This is a genomic window from Acinetobacter sp. IK31 (genome assembly GCF_035615195.1).
GTDB classification, from domain to species: Bacteria; Pseudomonadota; Gammaproteobacteria; order Pseudomonadales; family Moraxellaceae; genus Acinetobacter; species Acinetobacter calcoaceticus_C.
Map to the genome: position 1 here is coordinate 1 of NZ_JANBOB010000017.1, position 21,860 is coordinate 21,860.

Annotated in this window: 21 protein-coding genes, 4 tRNA genes and 1 riboswitch; of the genes, 3 read left to right on the top strand and 22 right to left on the bottom strand. The window is 39.3% G+C overall.

Features of this window, described 5'->3' with window-relative positions; translation table 11 throughout:
* Positions 1-178: 178 nt before the first annotated feature.
* The 18 genes from MSG66_RS10985 to MSG66_RS11070 all read right to left on the bottom strand — a co-directional run bounded on the left by MSG66_RS10985 (position 179) and on the right by MSG66_RS11070 (position 14,683).
* Positions 179-253 (bottom strand) — tRNA-Thr (locus tag MSG66_RS10985).
* 13 nt (positions 254-266) lie between these two features.
* Positions 267-342, bottom strand: a tRNA-Gly gene (locus MSG66_RS10990).
* Between the two features lie 37 nt (positions 343-379).
* A tRNA-Tyr gene (locus tag MSG66_RS10995) sits at positions 380-463 on the bottom strand.
* A 54-nt stretch (positions 464-517) separates the two neighbouring features.
* Positions 518-593: transfer RNA gene (locus MSG66_RS11000), tRNA-Thr, on the bottom strand.
* A 98-nt stretch (positions 594-691) separates the two neighbouring features.
* A complete protein-coding gene (trpE, locus tag MSG66_RS11005) occupies positions 692-2,185 on the bottom strand; it encodes an anthranilate synthase component I (RefSeq protein ID WP_045437291.1) in 1,494 nt (497 codons plus the stop codon).
* A gap of 109 nt (positions 2,186-2,294) precedes the next feature.
* Positions 2,295-2,963 carry a phosphoglycolate phosphatase gene (locus MSG66_RS11010; protein ID WP_262474530.1) on the bottom strand — a complete coding sequence of 223 codons (669 nt, stop codon included), beginning with the start codon at positions 2,961-2,963 and terminating at the stop codon, positions 2,295-2,297.
* 65 nt (positions 2,964-3,028) lie between these two features.
* Positions 3,029-3,658: an FHA domain-containing protein gene (locus MSG66_RS11015; RefSeq protein ID WP_324654141.1), complete on the bottom strand. Its 630-nt coding sequence runs from the start codon at positions 3,656-3,658 to the stop codon at positions 3,029-3,031.
* A 44-nt stretch (positions 3,659-3,702) separates the two neighbouring features.
* Entirely contained in the window at positions 3,703-5,970 is a 2,268-nt protein-coding gene (gene gspD / locus MSG66_RS11020) for a type II secretion system secretin GspD (RefSeq protein WP_324654142.1), read from the bottom strand.
* A gap of 41 nt (positions 5,971-6,011) precedes the next feature.
* Positions 6,012-6,851: a type II secretion system protein N gene (locus MSG66_RS11025; protein ID WP_262474524.1), complete on the bottom strand. Its 840-nt coding sequence runs from the start codon at positions 6,849-6,851 to the stop codon at positions 6,012-6,014.
* A complete protein-coding gene (gene gspN, locus MSG66_RS11030; protein WP_324654143.1) occupies positions 6,851-7,594 on the bottom strand; it encodes a type II secretion system protein N in 744 nt (247 codons plus the stop codon). Before gspN ends, MSG66_RS11025 begins: the two co-directional genes overlap by 1 nt.
* Positions 7,595-7,929: 335 nt before the next feature.
* Positions 7,930-8,256 (bottom strand): H-NS family nucleoid-associated regulatory protein, encoded by a 327-nt coding sequence (locus MSG66_RS11035; RefSeq protein WP_075431230.1) that lies wholly within the window; start codon positions 8,254-8,256, stop codon positions 7,930-7,932.
* 194 nt (positions 8,257-8,450) lie between these two features.
* A complete protein-coding gene (locus MSG66_RS11040) occupies positions 8,451-8,891 on the bottom strand; it encodes an acyl-CoA thioesterase (RefSeq protein WP_003654484.1) in 441 nt (146 codons plus the stop codon).
* A gap of 7 nt (positions 8,892-8,898) precedes the next feature.
* Entirely contained in the window at positions 8,899-10,092 is a 1,194-nt protein-coding gene (locus tag MSG66_RS11045) for a heme biosynthesis protein HemY (RefSeq protein WP_324654144.1), read from the bottom strand.
* A gap of 9 nt (positions 10,093-10,101) precedes the next feature.
* Positions 10,102-10,944, bottom strand: coding sequence for a hypothetical protein (locus tag MSG66_RS11050; RefSeq protein WP_133975739.1), 843 nt, complete (start codon positions 10,942-10,944; stop codon positions 10,102-10,104).
* A gap of 8 nt (positions 10,945-10,952) precedes the next feature.
* Positions 10,953-11,720, bottom strand: coding sequence for a uroporphyrinogen-III synthase (locus MSG66_RS11055; protein ID WP_324654145.1), 768 nt, complete (start codon positions 11,718-11,720; stop codon positions 10,953-10,955).
* A 3-nt stretch (positions 11,721-11,723) separates the two neighbouring features.
* Positions 11,724-12,641, bottom strand: a complete 918-nt coding sequence (gene hemC / locus MSG66_RS11060) for a hydroxymethylbilane synthase (protein ID WP_262474517.1) — start codon at positions 12,639-12,641, stop codon at positions 11,724-11,726.
* 101 nt (positions 12,642-12,742) lie between these two features.
* Positions 12,743-13,483 (bottom strand): LytR/AlgR family response regulator transcription factor, encoded by a 741-nt coding sequence (locus tag MSG66_RS11065; RefSeq protein WP_324654146.1) that lies wholly within the window; start codon positions 13,481-13,483, stop codon positions 12,743-12,745.
* Between the two features lie 60 nt (positions 13,484-13,543).
* Positions 13,544-14,683 (bottom strand): sensor histidine kinase, encoded by a 1,140-nt coding sequence (locus MSG66_RS11070; protein ID WP_324654147.1) that lies wholly within the window; start codon positions 14,681-14,683, stop codon positions 13,544-13,546.
* Between MSG66_RS11070 and argH the strand changes: the two genes are divergently transcribed.
* Positions 14,674-16,107: an argininosuccinate lyase gene (argH, locus tag MSG66_RS11075; protein ID WP_324654148.1), complete on the top strand. Its 1,434-nt coding sequence runs from the start codon at positions 14,674-14,676 to the stop codon at positions 16,105-16,107. The genes MSG66_RS11070 and argH overlap by 10 nt on opposite strands.
* A gap of 9 nt (positions 16,108-16,116) precedes the next feature.
* Entirely contained in the window at positions 16,117-16,386 is a 270-nt protein-coding gene (locus tag MSG66_RS11080) for an oxidative damage protection protein (protein ID WP_004699209.1), read from the top strand.
* A gap of 312 nt (positions 16,387-16,698) precedes the next feature.
* Here the strand turns inward: MSG66_RS11080 and phoU are convergent, their stop codons facing one another.
* The 4 genes from phoU to MSG66_RS11105 all read right to left on the bottom strand — a co-directional run bounded on the left by phoU (position 16,699) and on the right by MSG66_RS11105 (position 20,433).
* Positions 16,699-17,421: a phosphate signaling complex protein PhoU gene (phoU, locus tag MSG66_RS11085; RefSeq protein WP_003654470.1), complete on the bottom strand. Its 723-nt coding sequence runs from the start codon at positions 17,419-17,421 to the stop codon at positions 16,699-16,701.
* Positions 17,422-17,526: 105 nt separating this feature from the next.
* Positions 17,527-18,858 carry a TolC family outer membrane protein gene (locus MSG66_RS11090; RefSeq protein ID WP_324654182.1) on the bottom strand — a complete coding sequence of 444 codons (1,332 nt, stop codon included), beginning with the start codon at positions 18,856-18,858 and terminating at the stop codon, positions 17,527-17,529.
* Positions 18,859-18,953: 95 nt separating this feature from the next.
* Complete coding sequence (locus MSG66_RS11100; protein ID WP_324654149.1) at positions 18,954-19,859, bottom strand: DMT family transporter; 906 nt, start codon at positions 19,857-19,859, stop codon at positions 18,954-18,956.
* Positions 19,852-20,433 (bottom strand): TetR/AcrR family transcriptional regulator, encoded by a 582-nt coding sequence (locus MSG66_RS11105; RefSeq protein ID WP_324654150.1) that lies wholly within the window; start codon positions 20,431-20,433, stop codon positions 19,852-19,854. The genes MSG66_RS11100 and MSG66_RS11105 overlap by 8 nt, the downstream gene beginning before the upstream one ends.
* Before the next feature lie 108 nt (positions 20,434-20,541).
* On the opposite strand from MSG66_RS11105, the gene MSG66_RS11110 reads away from it, so the two are divergent.
* Positions 20,542-21,627: a hypothetical protein gene (locus MSG66_RS11110; protein WP_324654151.1), complete on the top strand. Its 1,086-nt coding sequence runs from the start codon at positions 20,542-20,544 to the stop codon at positions 21,625-21,627.
* Positions 21,628-21,661: 34 nt separating this feature from the next.
* Positions 21,662-21,796, top strand: a riboswitch (TPP riboswitch).
* Positions 21,797-21,860 lie beyond the last annotated feature (64 nt).

Here is a 21,860-nt window from a genome sequence, read left to right on the forward strand (position 1 = left end):
GGCTTATTACGTTCAAACTTAGCCTTAGCCATGTTTATATTCCTCGTTTACGTCGAACACCACTCTGAGCCGAACTCAGCATCGACATATCGCCTAAAAAATCAAACACCCAATACTTGAAAAGCAGACTAATAAGCCTGCTTTTTAAATCTTTGTAGAAAATCTACTAAACTGTATCTGGAGCTCTTATCGAGATTTGAACTCGAGACCTCTCCCTTACCAAGGGAGTGCTCTACCACTGAGCTATAAGAGCGATTATCCTTCGATGGAGCGGGAGACGAGGGTCGAACTCGCGACATGCAGCTTGGAAGGCTGCCGCTCTACCAACTGAGCTACTCCCGCACGATGCTGGTATACTTAGCACTTCAATCGAAGTTAATGGTGGTGAGAGAAGGATTCGAACCTTCGAAACTTTCGTAGCGGAGTTACAGTCCGCCCCCTTTGACCGCTCGGGAATCTCACCACTTCACACTTATTTCAGTGTTATTCTTCACTCAACAACTTTACACTTTTAAGATGGTGCCGGCACACGGATTCGAACTGTGGACCTACTGATTACAAGTCAGTTGCTCTACCAACTGAGCTATGCCGGCGTTTCTTAGTGTTTCGTACGTTTCGTATCGGAACGGTGTGCAGTTTAGCAAAACTTCCAAACGATGCAAGCAGTTTTTTAAAAAAAACTGCTAAAAACTCATAAAATCAATCCGTTTGACGATAATTCAACCGCTTTGATCACTGCGCGAGCTTTTATTTGTGTTTCATTCCATTCTGATTCAGGGTTTGAATCGGCAACCAAGCCTGCTCCAGCCTGCACATATACCTTCTTATCACGGATAACACACGTACGGATTGCAATCGACATATCCATTTCCCCATGCCAACCTAGATACCCCACCGCCCCACCAAAAACGCCTCGCTTAACAGGCTCAACTTCATCAATAATTTCCATTGCACGAATTTTCGGTGCGCCAGATAAAGTACCTGCCGGGAAAGTTGCTTTAAACACGTCTAGTGCATCAATATCATCACGCACCTCACCTTGTACATTTGACACAATGTGCATGACATGCGAATAGCGCTCGATGACCATTTGATCAGTCACTTTAACCTTACCAATTTTAGAAACTCGACCGACATCATTTCGACCAAGGTCAATTAACATTAAATGCTCTGCTATTTCTTTTTCATCAGAAAGTAAGTCTTTTTCTAAAGCGATATCTTCTTCTTTAGTTTTTCCACGTGGTCTGGTACCAGCAAGCGGGCGAACTGTCGCAATTCCATTTTCCAGACGAGAAAGAATTTCAGGCGATGATCCTACAATATGGAATGGTTTGTTATCTGTAATGGTTTGACCCTGTACCAAAAACAAATATGGTGAAGGGTTTAAATGACGTAAAGCACGGTAAACTTGCAAAGCCTCACCATCAAAGTCCGAAACCATACGCTGGCCCGGAACAACCTGCATCACATCACCTGCACGGATATATTCTTTAACCTTTTCTATGGTCTCAAGGAATTTCGCCTTACCCGTAATCGATTCAAAATGAGGCGGTGTATGCGGCTTAGCTTGCAAACTCACTGGTGTAGCTAATAACTGCTCTAATTGATCTAACTTTTGCTGAGCATCTTCATAAGCATGTGCCTGCGTTGTATCTGCATGCACAATTAAAAATAAAGTATCTTTCAGGTTGTCAAAGACAATGACTGTCTTTGAGAGCATCAACCACAAGTCTGGTAAAGCAATTGGATCAGCCGCAGGTACATTCTTTAAACGTGGCTCAATATAACGAACTGCATCATATCCCAAATAACCCACTAGCCCGCCAGTAAAACTTGGTAATGCTGGCAAAAGCTCAGCTGGTGGCACTGTAAATTGCTTCTGAAATTCACGAATATATTGAAATGGATCTAGGCAATCTTCTTGTGTAATTGAGCCATCAGCATGCTGTATAGACAAGACCCCTGCATTACATGAAAAAACTGTCGATTCGCCTAAACCGATCATGGAGTAGCGCGCCCAATTTTCACCACCTTCAACTGACTCAAATAAATAAGCTTGTTTTTGCTCCTTAAAACGAGCAAAAACAGATAAAGGTGTTTCCGTATCTGCCAAACGCTGGCGATAAACTGGAATAGTGTTGTAACCCGATGCCTTAAGTTGTTCAAATTGCGCTAATGTGGTCATGAATTTTTCTCTAATATGGTTTCGATTTAAAACGGTGTTTTTCTAGTTTCGATTTAGACACGCCATCGAAAAACCATACGCTTATTCATGCTGATCTCCATTTCACTCATTAAATAATTAACTCAGCCAAACTATCAACCACTTGCTGAGGTTGGCAATCATAGATATTTTCTCCATGATTATAGCCATAGCTAACCACAATACAATCAATTCCCGCACGGCGCGCCGCCTCAATATCATTACTTGAATCGCCAATCATGAGCGCGTGCGAAGCAGATACCTTTAAACTTTGCATACAATGCAACAACGGCAATGGATGTGGTTTTCTCTCTGGCAAACTATCTCCCCCAAGGACAACTTGAAAATAAGAAGAAAGTTCTAAGGCATCAATTAACCCTTGAGCAAGTTGCACAGGCTTATTGGTAACACATGCCATATGTATATTCAAAGCTTTACAGTGCTTTAAGAACTCAGTTACTCCAGGATAAATTTGAGTATTCACACAAAGCTCTACCCCGTATATGTCAACAAATTTCTGTAAGAGGACTTTATGTTGTTCGGTGTCTAATTTTCCAAAAATATGCAACAGAACACTTTCACAAAGTTTAGACACTCCTTTACCGACCCATGCTCGTATCTGGGCTTCTGTTATTAAAGGCCATTCTAATTCTTGCAAGCTTAGATTCATTGATCTATATAAATCAGCAGCAGAATCAACCAGTGTTCCATCTAGATCAAATAAAATTAAATCGCGCTTACTTAGTTGTGCAACAGACATCTTCTTCTTCTCAAAATTAAAAAGGCATGCGTTTAGCATGCCTTGATTGTAAAAGCACCAACAGATTATTTAAAGAATAACCATGCTAATAAAGCTAAGATTACTAAAATAATAATAGTGATTAAACCAACTGAGGCATTCTTCTGTTGCTCTTTTTCTTCAGCAATACGAGAAACAGGCTCATCAAAGCTAACAGGCGCTTGTGGCTGCTGTGCTTTAACATCTATACCTTCTGGAATAGGTGCAGGTTTTGGTATAGAAATATTTTGCGGCATACCATCGCGGCTCACTTCTATTTCAGTAGCACGCTCTGTAAGGCTTGGCATCCCTTGATCGCTTAAATCTTGAGATGGTGCCGTATTTACAGGTTCTGCTTCAATTTCGGGTAAATCAGCAACTTCTTGCGCAGGTGCAAACACAGAGAATTTAAAGCTAGCGAATTGAACAATATCGCCCTCATACAATTGCTTCTCTTGCTCAATACGAATGTCATTTACAAATGTACCATTCGAAGAGTTTAAGTCTTGAACCCAAAGTAATTGGTCTTTTAAAAGCAGAGCTGCATGGCGACGTGAAATCTCAGCAGCTTGTAATAATAAATCGGCATCTTGATGGCGCCCCACCAACATATCACGATCAATATTAATTTCTTGTCCAGTAAACTCACCAGTAATTGCTTGTAATTTCCAAGTCATGCCTATGTGTCCTAATCCATCATTTTCTCAATAATAACACGCTACTATGGTGCTGTGCTTGGACGCAATGTCGTTGTTGTTACCGTATTTTTAGTACGGTTCACCTCAGGGTCTGGTAACTGTAAAGTTTGCTTTTGCACTGCTGGCTCTACAGCAACTGGTGTAGTGACTGTCGAGCTTTTTCCACCAGAAGGAACCTGTTGATAATTTTTTGGCTGAGAGGCAATACTTGGCGGCGTCATTTTTTGATTGTAGACGTCATCAACCTGTTCAGGCAGTTTGGCAAAATTGCCATTTTTATCCATCGCCAATTGCAAGCTGTAAAGTTGGCTATAGCGCTGCTGAGACAAACGGCGTACATCATTTGCATCACCCACAATTGTTGGATGAATAAAGACAAGTAGATTACGCTTGATATTACTTCGAGTATCCGATCGGAACAATCTACCTACGTATGGAATACTGCTTAATCCCGGTATTCCTTGGCGATTAAATTCAACATCATCAGATACTAAACCACCCAAAACCACCGTCTGTCCATGTTCAGCCAATACAGCCGTTTTAATAGCACGTTTATTGGTAATCAAATCGGCAGCCTGACCTTTACTCGCCTGAACATTTGAAACTTCTTGTTCAATTTCAAGTCGAACTGTGCCATTTTCACCTATGTGAGGTATAACTTTTAATGTCACCCCCACATCTTTACGTTCAACAGTTGTATATGGGTTGATACCGGTACTATTCGTAGTAACTGACCCCGTTACAAATGGAACGTTCTGACCTACAACAATATAAGCTTCTTCATTATCCATTGTCACAATAGATGGTGTAGACAATAAATTAGAAGCTGTATTTTCTTTTAATGCTTGAATTAGAGCGCCATAAAGTTGACGAGAACCATCTGCACCCTCTTTATATTTACCTAGTGCTATTGAACTACCCGCACCAATTGCACTTCCTAGACCAGAGGCACCGCCAGTTAGGTAACCTGCCGCAAGCGATGCCAAACTAGAACCTGCATTGGTAAAGTTAATTAAACCTATACCACTATTAATATCACCAAGTGCCCACTGCACCCCCAATTGATCGGCATCTTTCCCAGAAACTTCAATAATCGCTGCTTCAATGAGTACCTGCTGACGGCGGATATCAAGCTGCTGGATAGCAGACTCAATTTCACGCATTAACTGTGGATCAGCCTTAACAACTAATGAGTTTTGGGCATTATCCGCAATAATGCTTACACCATTTTGGTTAAAGCTACTGATATTATTCTGATTATTACTATTTGAATTACCATTCAAGTTTATTGAAGGCGTAGAAATTGAAGTACCACTTGAACCTGAATTTGTTGAACCTGAATTTTGGTTATTACCCATTAAATTATTAATCGGATTCGACGAATTAGAAGAATTATTACTATTTGACGAAGAAACTGCTTGTCCTGTTACAAGGCCTTGTAAAATTTCTGATAAATTTTTTGCACTTGCATATTTTAATCGAAAAACTTTTAGGCCCCCTAAACGGTCTGCCGAAGGCACATCTAGCATTTCAATCATGTGGCGAATGCGCTTACGTGTTTCAGGATCACCTTTAACCATAATACGATTCGTTCGATTGTCTGCAATAATACGGATACGTGCACCGCTAAAATCTTTCGAAGCTCCTGTTGCACTCATCGCCTCAAGTTGAGTAATGATTTCTTCCGCCTGACTCGATTGCAAGCTAATGGCTTCAATATCATTTTGCCCCGTACCATCTAGATTACGAATGATATTTTCAAGTTGATATATATTCGCAGCCCTGTCTGAAACAATCAGCGCATTCGTGCCTGCTATTGCAGCCATATGTGCAAATTGAGGCATTAAAGGGCGAAGTGCGGGAATTAAGTCATTTGGATTGGTATTTTCAAGCCAAATCACTCGAGTGACGATTTGATCACCCCGCAGTCTATTTCTAGAATCGTAAGGAATTCCCGAATTTTTAACATTGCTATCCGGCACCAGTTTAATGGTGTTCCCAGAGGGAATTGCCACCACCCCATTTACATTCAAGACCCCGAGAAATAGATCATAAACTTCATCTTTATTGAGGGGTTTATTGGATATTACGGTGACATTGCCACGCACTCGCGGATCTACTGCAAAGTTTTTCCCCGTAATGTCTGCAACTTCATTAATAAATGCAGTTAAGTCAGCATCACGTAAATTGATCTTCCATGTCTGGGCATAGGTACTGCTGCTCACTGTCGCAATCAATGGGGCTGCTGCAAGTAATGCCCAAAGTGGACGTTGATGATTCAAAAAAGCCATAACTTGCGATATTTCCTAACTCTTATGGTGACGTGTTATCACTAAAAATTTTGTTGTATGGTCATCACTTGATCACCACGTTTTATTTCTAATTTCACTTGCCCAGCTCGACGAGCCTGTTCAAGTAACTGCACATCCGTTTGTCCCTGCCCAACCGTTTGACCATTTAAAGAAACAATACGGTCACCCGGCCTTAAACCTAACTTATTTCGAAGCGCAGTGGGTGTACGTTCTGTAACTTCAAAACCTTCACTTGAGCTCCCGCTTACGCCCATATCACGTAGATATTGTTCACGGTTACCTTGCATTTGCTGAATAGCCTGTCCAAGCGCTTCTTGAGTACTATTAGCCGAAGGTGCCTGTTGAGTAGCGGTCGGCGGATTTGCTGGGGATGCCTCTGGATTAGGTGGTTGATATAATCCGTTTGGCAAACCTTTAAACTGAAGCTCACGCGTACTTCCATTACCTTGACGTAATATCACGTGATCCCAATAAACTTCTGCTAGCTGGTAGGATGTAGAAGCTATTGTTTCACCCACCCGATAACGATCAGCAGTATTATCAAGCTTAATAACAGCCGAAGAAAAACGGTTAGGATAACCCACTATCACACCTTGCAATTCTAGGTTGACATTTTCCTGAGCTGCATTGGCTGAAGGTTCATTAAAAAGCGAAAAAGTACTAATGTTAGGAATTTGTGGCTGCTGTGATCCTAACTCTACCCGATCAAACTGCATCATTTGAGGAGGTGCAATGACCCACCAAAATAATGAAGCCAATTTCCAGCATAGCCATAAAATTAAAAAGGCAAATACAATAACGCTTAGCCGATCTAATTTTTGCCATTGTAGTTGCTGTAATTTTTCAATCCATACTTTCATTAGTTACCCCCTTGCATCAAAGGTTGGCGAGAACTAATGACAAATGTATCTAAACCAGCTTTCCCATCATAAGACGGAATATTCAGTAATAATCTTTGTGTAAGCTGCACATCAAGCATCATATTGGCATCTAATAAAAGGTTTGCCATTTTTTGACTGCGTTGATCACGTATATCTATCTGTAATTGACCATTTTGATCCGTTAATTGCCCATTTAAAGAAGGCATATTCATTCGGTCTTGACGGTCACCAATATTATAAATTAAAGCACCACCACCCCAATGCAATTGGCCATCAACTGCGGTGAAACCTTGGTCTTTTTTATAATTAAAATCAATATCTTTTAACTGGATACTGTTCACAGGCCATTGCCAGTTCACAACTTGTTTTAATGTTTCAGGCGCGATTTGACCATTCATTGTCCTTATAAGTACTTTTTTACCCATACCATAAGCCATTACCCCAGATAATTGGGTATTTCCACTATGGATATCTACATCAGCCGCGAACCTTAATAAAAACAGGTCAAGAGGTCTAGTTTTCCAATGAATCGAGCCTCTCAAAGTACCGCGCCGCCAATCTGCTTGGCCTTGCCAGATATTTCCACTTACATTGTGTAGAGTTTGATTATTCTTTGAAAATTTAGAAATAAGCCACGTCGCGGGGATCTGTAAAATAATAAAAATTAAAAATGCAATGAGGGCAAATAACCACCACTTCCATTGCTTAGACTTTTTCTTCATTCAGCCTTACCAACATGCAAATTATCGTCCTTATTTTGAGAGTAGCTCCCTAGTCTGACATTATGCATACTTTTTCAACATCGCCAATTCACTTCATATAAAAAAACCAAGCAATCAGGCTTGGCTTCTGTATTAAGACTATAAGTTGAACGTATGACAAAATCATGAAAACTGGCTAATCAACTTACTAAGTGTACATTTGATCTCAACAATCTATTTAAAAATGAATTTAAGTACTCAATTTTTTAAATAATATTTACTACAAAATTTTAGATATTTTCACGCATAAAAAAAGCCAAGCAGATTTGCTTGGCTTTTTATTATGAGCAATACAATTAGATTAAGAAATCTTCAAGTTTTGCGCCTTTTTCAATTTCAGCAACTAACCAGCGTGGTTGTTTACCACGACCAGTCCAAGTCTCTTCAGAATTGTTTTTGTTACGGTAACGAGGTTCTACAGATTTACGTGTAGTTTTCTTACGTTTTTGAGCACCAAATTCAAGAAGCTGTTCAACAGTAAAGCCAACTTTTTCAGCAATCTCGATAATTTGATTATAAGCATCTTCGATTGCTTGATCTTTTTTACTCACAATTAAAGCTTCCGCTTCTTCTTGTAAACGTTTTAACTCTTCAACAGATAATTCACTGATATCCGGTTTCATTAATAAATACTCCAGTCTTACAGACAATTCAAAATAATACAGACAAAATTTAAAAACATAAAATCAAGACCAATATTATTTATAATCTATTCAATAAGCAATAGTTTGAAAGCCGTGTTCATCAGAATAACCAAAAAAATTACCTTTTAATTACATTATCAATTATAAATGAAATATATTTAATTAATATTTATTTAAGATAAATGTATTAAGTCATGTCCAACAGTTTTTTCTAGCTCTATAATTTTTTGTTTTATTTCCTGAGGTATTTCACATTTTCGTTCTGTTAATTTATCTACGCATACCATAACAGCTTCACCAGTAGCCACAATTTGTTGTTGTGTTTCACTCCATAATATATAAGCCATACGGAACGCACTATTACGGAGCTCTTCCACGCGAACACCGACTTTCAACACATCAGGATAAAAAACTGGCTTTAAGTATTTACACTGGCTTGAGGCTACAACGGTATATAATTGTGGCGTTAATATATTTATCGCTTCCATATATAAAATACGTGAGCTTTCAATATAACGATAATATTGTACATTATTGACATGACCAAAAGCGTCCATATCTCCCCAAGCTACTTTCTGTTCATATATTATCGGATAGACAGACAGTTCTTTCATTTTTGCCTCATATTTTAAATTTTAAAAAATTCGCATCATTTTCAAAGATTAGGTTTAACTGATTGATTAACACTTCATCTTCTTTAAGGGTCGACTTAATACGCAAATAGCTCATTAAAATATTATCTGGATATAATGTTAATAATGTTTCAGCCTCTGCTTGACGTCCGGTTGCCATATAGACATGCCATTTTGCAAAAGTTAAAACTGGTAAATTCATATATTGATTTTCAAATTCGATAATTTTTTCTTCGACATCAACATAGTCTGGAACCTGTTTAAGCAACTGTTGCTGAAACCACAGGTAAAACACTTCTGGATCGAACTGCTCTTTTAATAGGTGTATTGTTAAGGCTGCATGCTGCATGCTCATATCAGGCATACGCGCTAATAGTTTGAGCCATAACAACTTACTACTATAAGGTCGAGTTTGAATCTCAGACTCTAAATCTAGATAACGTTGTTGCAAGGCATGCAAGTCGTCAATTGAAGCTTGATCAAACTGCTGAAGAAGTTGCTGCAACCATAAATCACGGTGCTCAGCATCTAATAATCCATACTTCATTGACCGTAAATATACCCATGGATGTTGCAGCGCTAATTGCCCCCATAACGCAGTTAATCTTTGCTGGTAGGCTGTTTCTATTTCCTCAAGCCAAGGCGATAACTGATGCTGGTATAAAAATTCGAGATGGGTTAATGCACGGTCAGCTTCGTTTTGGGCTAAAAAGATTTCGATTCGCTCTAACTCTGCCAATTCAAATGCCATGGGCGGTGATTGATCTAAAGCAGTTAATGCTTTTGGATAATCTCCACTTAAAACCAGAAATCTGGCATCAATAATATTTTTTAAAAGTCCTGACTGAGTAAAAACACGTTCAATAAATACACGTTGGTCTTCGGCGGCTTCTAATAACCAGACAATACCTAATTGCTCATAGGGATGAAGGTTTTTAAACTGGAAAATGTTTTCATTTTTTCTTTGTTCACGAGAGGAATATCGTTTAACCCAAAGCCATATGAGTTGAGCAATAAAACTCATCACCACAAAAGCAAGGGTTAATCCCCAGACATTTGTTTGCAACTGCAATTGTCGCCAGTAGATATAGACATACCCCATTCCATAGCCATAACTAAATAAAGCTAAAGCTGCAAAGAGTATTAAGCTAATTACGAAATAAACCGACAGGAGGTGTTTCATATCTCCTCCTTATGAGCCAATTAGACCAAGTGTAGATAATTTAGGAACAGGCACTACCGATAAATGTGCCACTTTAGCAATACGTTTTTTTAACTGCTGACTGGTTGCATCAGGCATTTCATCTAACTTTTGCATCACAGATTGCAACTCATTTTGAAACTCTGTCATTTTCCCTTGATTGAGTGCCTGTTCAGCAATTAATAATCTTAGTTGAACTTCTTTGAGCACTACACTTCGATTCATTAAATTAATAGATGGGTTTTCTACTTTTTCTATACGGAACCATTTTTTCCACCAAGACACAGCCTCTGATTGATCCATCTCAAGTTTAGGCTGAGCTAAAGCTTGCTGAATATTTTTATCAATCGTCTGTAATAAATCGTCAATCAATTGATGGCGTTGATTTTGAGCCAATGTAAATTGTTGAACTGCCTGCTTATCCTGCTCAAGCGATTGATTTAAGCTTTGTTGCAATGCAGGAGCAATTTCATAATGCACAACGGATTGCTGCAACTGATTTAATTGATCAACTGCATAAATCAATTGTTGCTGATCAATTGCAAATTGAATTAAATCCAATTTTTGTTTTATTAAAACTGTAGGAGCAATCCCCATCGGTGGAGCTTCTAAATTGCTGGCTGGACTCAGTTTATTGCCTATATTTACGGGCTGATTCTGTAATTGTCGCTGCAAAGCAACCAATTGATCATTTAGATTGGCATAGTGCTGTTCTGATTGAAGCAGACTTTGCTTAAGCTCAGGAACAGTACGAGAAATTTGCCACATATCGTAACTGAGCTTAGCCAACCAAGCCACGCCCAGTAAAATGATGATAGAAACAAGTTTTCTCATACGAATCCTTATAATGCCTGAATGTGATGAATCATCCCCGAAGGCGATAAATTTTCAAGTTGAATAATGTGAAAATGAGCCTGTTGCTGATCGCAATATTCTTTAACAATTTGAAAAAGACGTGGTCCTAAAACCAAATATACACAATCAGGTTTTATATTATTTTTTGAACAAAGCTCTAACCAATACTTCCAGCTCGCCTCACTCGTAATTAAGATCAGCCATTTATTTAAATTATAATTTGAATTCTGTGTTAGATGTTTGAATGTGGAATATGAAGTTTCTGGGCACTGCCGATGATATAAAACGAAATTTAAAATCTGAATTCCTTGCTGCTGCAAAGTCTCCATCATAAATTGACGTCCACCTTCTCCTCGCCAAAAAGCGATGCTACCGGCCTGCTTCATATGATGCAGAATAGGTAGATTTAACATCCCCTCAGAGGTTTCAACATCTGGAATATGCGCTTCTATTCCATACTCATTTAGACAATTGGCCGTTGACTGCCCAACGGCAATCCACTGAATATTTTTTAAATCACTGAGCTTTAAACCGCTTTGCAGTAAATACTTCATCCCCACCTCAACAGCGGTTGGACTCACTACAACAATAGCTTGTGCCTTAACTAATTTTTGGTAAAGCTGAAGTAAATGTTCGGAAAAGGGTTTAGCAACGAGTTCTAAAAGAGGTAAAGACTCAACCTGATAACCTTCATTTTGCAAAACTTCAGTTAATTCTGCAGCCCGAGAATCAGGTCGAGTATTAATAAACAACATAGCTTAGTAGAGAGCCTTTAATAGCTCGCCAGCACCTTGATCAAGTAAGTTTCGAGCAAGGTTTTCACCTAATTGATGAGCATTGCTGGCTTCGTCTGTCAGTTCAGCACGTAATAATGTTTGACCATCAGGACTTCCGACACGCCCTTCAATATGGATTTTTCCATTTTGTAGTGTGGCATAACCTGCAATGGGTACCTGACAACCACCTTCAAGATAAGCATTAAAAGCACGCTCAGCACGCACACAAACATCTGTTTCTTGGTGTAATAACGGTTGAATTAAAGCTAATACGTCTTGGTCAGTTGCACGGCATTCCAAGCCCAATGCACCTTGACCCACCGCAGGCAAACTAATGTCTGGTGTTAAACAATGACGAATACGTTCTGACAGCCCTAACCGCTTCAAACCAGCACTCGCTAAAATAATCGCGTCATATTGACCATCATCTAGCTTCGCTAAACGTGTCCCAACATTTCCACGCAAGTCAATAATTTGCAAATCAGGGCGTTGTTTTAAAATCTGAGATTTACGACGTAAACTTGATGTACCAACTTTTGCACCTTGAGGCAGATTAGCAAATTTTTCAAATTGATTTGAAACGAAAGCATCTAATGGATCTTCACGTTCACAAATGACCGCCAAGGTTAAACCTTCTGGCAAAGCCATCGGAACATCTTTCATTGAATGTACAGCTAAATCTGCACGCCCATCTAAAAGTGCTGCTTCTAACTCTTTAACAAACAGCCCTTTCCCACCAATTTTTGCTAAAGGCGTATCTAAAATTTTGTCGCCCTGCGTGACAAACTTAACCAACTCCACCGTTAAATCGGGGTGAAGCTCCTGTAATCGGGCACGAATATATTCTGCCTGCCAAAGAGCAAGTGGGCTTTGTCGTGTAGCAATTTTCAAGGTTTTCATAAATTCAAGCATGGGCTGGTCAAACAATACACCCTAAACTTAACTTGATCCCTTAAAATTGCAAGTAAAATCTCGCACGTCCAAGATAACTCTTTTTAAGTTTAGAGCTGATGAATTCGGTCTCTAAGCATAGATAAATGTCGACGGCTCACCGAAAGTCGTTCATCTAAACCACGTAATCGAACTTGATATTGTCCCGAACTGACCAACTCCAATCCATCTAAATAGGCAACCGCAACTAATGCATTGCGATGAATACGAATAAATTGATCTGCAAATTCGGTTTCAAGCTCTTTTAATGTTTCATCAATTAATACACTGCCATTTTGATGACGCACCGTGACATATTTCTGATCTGCTAAAAAATAATAAATATTTTCAACAGGAATCAGCTCAACTCCACGATAGGTTTTTGCGGCAATTTGATGCCGTTGTGTTTTTAGATCATGTAAAAAATCATGTTGTGGCAAAGCATTGAGCTGTGCTTGAGTCAGTTGAGTCAGTTGACTAAAAACTTGTTCAAGTTCTTGAGGATCAATGGGTTTAAGAAGATAAGCTTGAGCCTGAGATTTAAATGCTTCCAATGCATGTTGATCATAGGCAGTACAAAATACGATAGCAGGTCGTGGATTGAATTGACTTAACTGTTCTGCGCAGACAAGACCATTCATACCTGGCATTTGAATATCAAGTAAGATTACATCCGGTTGATGAAGCCGCGCCTGTTCCAAGGCCTCCTGTCCATGATGAGCTGTTGATACAACTTCATGTCCCATCTTTGAAACTAAACGTGATAATCGCTCCACTGCAAGTGGTTCGTCATCACAAATCAGCACCTTCATTCATCCTCCTTGTCACCGTTAACTTGATCCATTTTTTTATGGTTAACTCTGACTAACTTATTATTTTGTTTGATATTGATAGCTCATAATGGTGGTATATAAGGCTTCACCTTTATAAACCTGAAATCTTACGGAATTCCCATAATATGCTTTCAGGCGTTGTTTTACATTTTCAAGCGCGATTCCATGCCCTTTCCGTGAATTTATTGTATCGTCTGTATATGGGTTGGTAATGACTATACTGACCTGATTTTGCAATATTTCAACCAATACCCCTATGGTTGCTTTGCCCAACATTGGTTCTACCCCATGAAAAATACTATTCTCTAACAAGGGTTGTAATGTCAATAAAGGAATAGTGATCTGTTTCATTTGCACAGGTGAAAGCTCAATTTTCCACTCTACTTTTAAACGTTCTCCCAAACGCACCTGCTCAATCATTAAATATTGTTTACTCAGCTCAATTTCTTCATGCAGACTCACCAATTTCAATTCTTGGAAGCTTGCGCGAAATAAACGTGACAGGCTAATCAACATACCTTCTGCTTTGTCTGGGTCTATCGCAATTAAACTCACCACATTATTTAAACTATTAAATAGAAAATGAGGATGAATTCGTGCTTGCATGGCCTGAATACGGGCATTTAATTCTGCATATTGTTGATGCAGCCACTGTTCTCTGACATATAGATAACGTAAGCAGAAAGCCCCCAGCAATATTCCATAACTTAGATATAAAGGCACATTGGTAAAATAAATGCTCCAGTCCTGTGTTAAAGAAGCATGTTTATTTAAAAGGCCAAACTGAAAAAAATTACTCATTAAGGTCGTCAAAACAACAATACCTTGCAGCATGACAAAACCGATAGCCAAGGCAAATTCTTGACGTAGGCTGCTAAAAAAATACTGAAAGCGTTCAACCAAGGCAAAAAACGACAATATGACCCAGTTAATGAAAACGATGTATTGTAAAAGACGTCCACCGCTTAATGCTTGCCATGACTGGGCTTCAGCCAGTGCCAAAACCAGTGCCAAAATGTTACTTGCGATAATTAATTCGAATAAGTGTTGCCAACGCCCGTTTTTCGTAAAAAAATAGGAGGAATTTTGATTTCGGTATGCTGTAGGAAACAACTTTGTTTGTTGAGCTTCGGCAAGTGATATACTCTTTTTTATTTTACTGAGCCACCATGACCACATCTTCAAATCCCCCTAATTCAGTAACCCCAGACCAGACCTCAGGTATGTGGGGTGGTCGTTTTTCTGAAGCGACGGATGCTTTTGTAGCCGAATTTACCGCCTCTGTTCAGTTTGACCAGCGTTTTTATAAACAAGACATCGCGGGTTCTATTGCGCATGCTACCATGCTTGCGAAAGTTGGCGTACTCACAGAAGCAGAACGCGATGACATTATTGAAGGTTTAAGCACCATTCGCTCAGAAATTGAGGCTGGAACCTTTGAATGGCGCATCGATCTTGAAGATGTTCACATGAACATTGAATCACGTTTGACTCAACGTATTGGTATTACAGGTAAAAAATTACACACTGGTCGTAGCCGTAACGATCAGGTTGCAACCGATATTCGTCTTTACCTACGTGACGAAATTGATGACATTTTAAAATTATTAGAGCGCCTACAAAAAGGCTTGTTAGGCTTGGCTGCCAAAAATGTAAATACAATTATGCCGGGCTTCACACATTTACAAACTGCTCAGCCCGTGACTTTTGGTCACTACTTGCTGGCTTGGTTTGAAATGTTAGTACGTGACTCTGAGCGTCTTCAAGATTGCCGTAAACGTGTCAACCGTCTACCACTTGGTTCTGCCGCTCTTGCCGGCACGACATATCCGATTGACCGCGCTTACACAGCAGAATTATTAGGTTTTGAAGCTGTATGTGAAAACTCACTCGATGCTGTATCTGACCGTGATTTTGCCATCGAATTTAATGCAGCTGCATCTTTAATTATGATGCACTTATCACGTATGTCAGAAGAACTGATTCTTTGGACTTCTGCTCAGTTCAAATTTGTAAATATTCCTGACCGCTTCTGTACTGGTTCTTCAATCATGCCACAGAAGAAAAACCCAGATGTTCCAGAACTGATCCGTGGTAAATCAGGCCGTGTATTTGGTGACTTAATTAGCTTACTTACGCTCATGAAAGGTCAACCATTGGCATACAACAAAGACAACCAAGAAGATAAAGAACCTTTATTTGATGCAATCGATACGGTTCGTGGTTCACTTATGGCTTTCGCAGACATGATTCCTGCATTGGTTCCAAATATTGAAATCATGCGTGAAGCTGCACTTCGTGGATTCTCTACGGCAACCGATCTTGCTGACTATTTAGTGAAAAAAGGCGTTGCTTTCCGTGATGCACATGAAATTGTAGGTAAAGCAGTTGCCTTAGGTGTAGCTGAAGAAAAAGATTTATCTGAGTTAACGCTTGAGCAATTACAACAATTCTCAGACTTAATCACAGCAGATGTATTTGATAAAGCTCTAACACTAGAAGCTTCTGTAAATGCACGTGATCATATTGGCGGAACTTCACCAAAACAGGTTGAAGCTGCGATTGCTCGTGCCCATACACGTTTAGAACAGTTATACGCTTAAGGATAAAACATGAGCCGACAAGTATTTTGCCGCAAATATCAAAAGGAAATGGAAGGTCTAGACTTCGCTCCTTTTCCTGGTGCTAAAGGCCAAGATTTTTTTGAAAATGTTTCTAAACAAGCATGGCAAGAATGGTTACAACACCAAACAACGCTGATTAATGAAAAGCGCTTAAATGTGTTTGAACCAGATGCGAAGAAATTTCTTGAAGAACAACGTGAAAAATTCTTCAACAATGATGAGAGCGTAGAAAAAGCTGAAGGCTGGAAACCAGAATAATCGGTTTGTTTAGCTTACTCACCATTAAAAAGGCGGATCTATATACATAGACCCGCCTTTTTTTACGTGAAACTTACACAAGCATAAAAAGCCTTACATAGAGCGAACAGGACTCTACATGACATAAAAAAGTGAAGAACTTAATATCAATTTATAGTAAGAAGGCCACGATCCCTGTCGTGTTTTCTCTTAATGTACTTGATTTTCTGTCCTGAACTTCCCCCCAAAGTCCGGGACATTTTTTTATCTATTATCTTCATAAATAAAAAAGCCTTGTTTGAAACAAGGCTTTTAAATATTTCAGCTCAAGTCTTACTTTTCGTGGACTTTGGCTTCAATTTCTTCAATTTTAGTATGGCGAGCATCAAAGCCTTTTGCCATGTAAATCACCTGCTCAGCAATGTTACGGGCATGGTCACCAATACGCTCTAAAGAACGCAAAACCCACATCACATTAATCACACGAGCAATATGGCGCGGGTCTTCAATCATATACGTCATTAATGTACGCGTTGCTGATTGATACTCACGGTCAATATCTGCATCGGCTAAAAGCACACGTAAAGCCTGATCAGCATCTAAACGCGCAAAAGCATCAAGTGCGTCATGAATCATGACACGAACTTGGTTACCAATATGACGGGTTTCCATATAGCCACGTGGGGAGCCGCCCTCTTCACAAAGGTTTTGTGCAATACGTGCAATTTTTGCAGCTTCATCACCAATACGTTCGAGGTCTGTATTAGCTTTGCTCATTGCAATAACCATACGTAGGTCAATCGCTGCGGGATGACGACGTGCCAAAATTAACGTAAGGCCTTCATCAATATCACGTTCATATTGATTAACTGCGTTATCTTTAAACTGAACGTCAATTGCTAAATTTGCATCTGTATCAAGCAAAGCATGAATTGCATTTGCGACCTGTTGTTCGACCAAGCCACCCATGGTCATAAACTTTGTGTTTACATCTTGCAAATCTTCATTAAATTGAGAAGAAATATGATGGCTTAACACCGGATTACTTGGACTCAAGGGAAGCCTCCAACATGATGGCGCAGGAATAAAATGATTGAGCATTAGAACACAGCAATCATTAAGTTTTTATGACAAAATTAAAATTCAGATAAAAGCATTTTATTACTGATAAGTTAACCAGTTATTTAGCTCGACCAGATCTTTTTCACCTAACTGGCCTACCGCAGCTTTTAAACGAAGTACATTCAATAAATAATCATATTGAGCATTAAGATAATCCTGTTTTGCCGAAAAAGCATTACGCTGTGCTAATAAAACATCAACCATACTTTTCAAGCCTTCGTTATAACTCGCTTTTGAAGCTTGGGAAACTAAAGAAGACGAATCCATTGCAGCTTTTCTTGCTTCGAGTTTTGCTTGATCGGTATCGACCTGCATAAAGGCACTTTTCACATCGACATTGGCACGGCGAATGGCCGCATCAAGTTGAGCCTGAGCTTTACTGGCTTCTACGGTCGCTTTTTTAATTGATGTTCTGGTGCGCCCACCATTAAATAAATTCCAGTTCATTTCCACACCCACCTGATCAAATTTTCCATCAGTCGAAATGAGTGTCTCTGGGGTCTGTTTGGTATATCCGTAGCTTGCAACAGCATCAATTTGAGGATAAAGCGCGGCCTTTTCTACACGGCGCTGATCTTCACTATATTTTTGCTGTAATCGGGCTTGCTGGATCTTTAAGTTTTTTTGCTGCGCCAAAGAAAGCCAATCATTAATCTGGGCTGGATAAGGTTTTTGAAAAGTGAAATCACTTCGCAGTACAGCAAGTTTATCTTGATAAGAACCAATATATTCAGAAAGCTGTTCTTGGGCTAAAAGTAATTGAACATTGGTTGAAATACGATTGGCTCTGGCATTTTGATATTGAGCATTTGCTTCACTTACATCACTACGTGCCACTAAACCCTCTTTGAGTTTGGCATTCATCATATTGAGTTGCTCAAGCAAAGCCTTCTCTTCTTGTAAATATGCAACCCCCAATGCCTGCTGACGCAGCACATTAAAATAGGCTTCTGCTACATTTAAAACATGATCTTGTTTTTGCAGTCTTAAAGTGATTTCACTTAAAGCAACCGAAGTTTTAACCTGCTTATAACCTTCCCAAGCATCCATTCGAAATAGCGGCTGGCGTGCTGTTAACGTCGCTTGACGAGTCGTTGAGGTATTACTCACCAAAGCATCTGATAGCCCTTCTTGGTCAACCCCCGGAAAGTTTGAACGTTTTACAGTTTGTCGATTACGGGTAATATTTCCAGACAATGTGACCGTTGGTAATAAGGCTCCTGTTGCCAAGCCTAAATTAAGTTGATCTGCTTCAAATTGTTGTTGATTGGCTTGCCACGTTGGGTCATTTTGTTTTGCGCGCTCATAGGTTTCAACCAAATCTAGAGCAAAACCTGAAGATGCAAAACTCCAAAGGCCCATAGTGACCATTAATTTTATTTTCATTGTTCAAATCAACGATAAAACTTGCCTTTAAGACTAAGAAAAATTCGACTCAAACTCAAGCCATTAAAAGTTTTAGTTTTTTAAGCGCTTTCGGTTTTTGACAATATTAAAATACAAGTAAAAATCAAAAACATGCCTATCCAACCCACCCATGAAATATGCTCGCCCACCAACACAATGGCAAAAATCGCAGCGACTAAAGGTTCAAATAAAGTTAAGGTCGTCGCTTTGCTAGCATTTACTGTTTTTAGACCAAAACCGAAAAGTAAATAACCCAAAAACATAGGAATCAGCATCATATAACCAGCAACAAGTAAATTGGTTGAGCTGTGCAATAACCCTCCCCCTGTAACCAATAAAGTTGGAAGCAAAATCACTGCCCCACCGCCCATAATCATGCCCATTGCGGCTTTAGCTGCGACACCTCGGTCTATTAATCTTTTCGCAGCCCATGAATAAAGTGAATAGGTTGTAGCCGCGACGAGCCCAAGAAAAATACCAAATATTTTATTCCACTCATTTGTACTCTCTTGTACCGCATGGTTTCCGCCTACGGACAATAAACTTACACCAACCACCCCACAAATGAAGCTTACAAACCAAATTTTCGATAAAGACTTCCGATCAAAGAATCGTTCTAAAATTGCTGCGATCAGTGGCGCTGAACCAATAGAAACCACGGTGCCGATCGTAATCCCTGCATAATGCATTGAAGAATAAAAAGCCAAAGGATAAATACCAACGGCCACAATACCTAAAAGCAGTATTGAAAGATTTCTCCTTATAAATTGTCGGTTTTCCCGTATCGCCCGTGATGCAACCAAGGCTTGTAAAAGCCCACCGCCACCCATAGCCACAGCACCAATTGCTAGTGGACCAAGTGTTGGTGCAAATGCGGCCGCCGTACCTGTTGTTCCCCATAAAACAGAGGCAACTAAAATCGCAATTGTGCCGCCATAACTACTATTTTTAATGAGGCTAATCATGTTGACATTCTCTCTTTAGAAGATCGTCCGCCATTTGCTTTGCTAATAGGAGTTGACGACTATTGCCTTCCAACCCAGCTCTTGCCATAGATCCTTCTAAAAGAAAGGAAAGCTGTGTAGCGACATAGTTAACACGCTGCGAGTCTGGTATTAATTTTTTTAAATGCTCGGCAACAATGGCTTCGACTTCTTCTTTATGCTGCCTTACTGCATTTCGACCTGCACTATTTGCTGGAAACTCTGCCGCAGCATTTAATAATCCACACCCTCGGAAGCCCTTTTCATAGGCAAACTCTGCATGGTCTTGATAAGCATCAAATATGGCTAAAATAGCTTCTGTAGCTGATTTTGTTGTCTCTAAACGTTTTTGATAAAGATCAAGCCATTCTTGATGCCGCGCAGCAATGTAGGCATCAACAAGCTCTCCTTTTGAAGAAAAATTATTATAAAGCGACATCTTAGCAACATCTGCTTTTGCCGTAACCGAGTTAATTCCAGTTGCAGTAATGCCATCGTTATAAAACAAAGTTGCAGCGGCATCGAGAATTTTCTGTCTTGCAGATTTATCATTCATAGTTTTACTTTTAAGTAGACCGATCTACCTAATAATAAAGATTTCTAACAATGATGCAATCTTTTTCAGAGTTATAATTTGATCAATGTTTACTTCGATAAAAATACAATGATGAAAAAATTTCTAATGATGAGTATGTGCAGCGCACTACTTTTAGCTGGCTGCAATAAGACATCGCAGCAAGATCAAGCTGTTTCTAAAGAGCAGAAATCAGCTGAACAGAAGCCTGCAAGCAAACCAGATAACAGCTGCATACAGATCAATGCCGCGATGCAGAAAATCAATCAAACCAGCAAAATAGAAGACTTAAATCAAATTAATGAGAAACTCAAAACGTGTGTTCCATCTTTAAAGAATGATGAACAGCTTAAGCTTATTAATGCATCAACTGCTATGTATCAACGTTTTCTTAAGCAAGACTACACTGACAAAACAGCCAGAGCGTTTGAAGCTTTTGGCTATACTGTTTTAGAACAAAAACAACGAGACCCTAAAAAAGTCATACAAAGCCAGAAAAAATTATTCGATCAACTTAGTCCACGTGATCAATACTTACTTCAACATAATGGTGAAGCCTATATTGAACTACTCTATCAAGGCGAAGGCATGTTTACCTATCGACGTCAGCCAAACTATCTAGTCGATGTTTTTTCTAAAGCCTTACCTACTGACCAAAAAGATTTCCTAACTCGTATGGCCAAAGACAATCAGGATATTTTCTATAACGATGGTGCTTTGGCTGTTTCGTGGAAAGAACTTACTGAACGAGTACTTTTTTGGGAAAAATTTATTCAAAAATATCCTAAGAGTTATTTTATTGGTGATGCAAAACTACTCTTTAACGAATATCGCTATTTTATTTTCTTTGGCTTAGATAACACCCCTGTGTCAGATGAATATGCTCCAAACACATGGATTGATAAAGATGCGCTTCAACAAATCCGTTTTCTATCTACACAAAACCAGTCGAGTTTAGCGAAACCTGCCCAGCAATTTCTTAAATTTATTGCCACGCCTGTAGAGGAACGCAAAGCACAATTTAAAATAGATTCAACTGACAAGAATGGCGATAAAAAATCAAATTATCAGATTATACATGAACAACTTGAGCAGTTATTAAAATTAGACTCCCCATGGAACACGGAAGTCTATCGCGACTGCCATATAGATGCCGTTTGTATAGATACAAATTGACAATGCCAGCCAACCTAAATCATGTTAGTCTGTAATTCGCTTGACGGAGCGCGAGTAATAACTCGCTGAGATTGTGTAGATTCTGTGTTTTCAAAACACAAGTTTGATCACAAGTACCGTTGAACCTGATCAGGTTAAGACCTGCGTAGGAATCAAGCCATCTAAAAACTAAAGCCTCAAATTTATCTAGTAAAGATAAATCCGCCATCGTTTTTGGTCGTGCTTGATTCGTT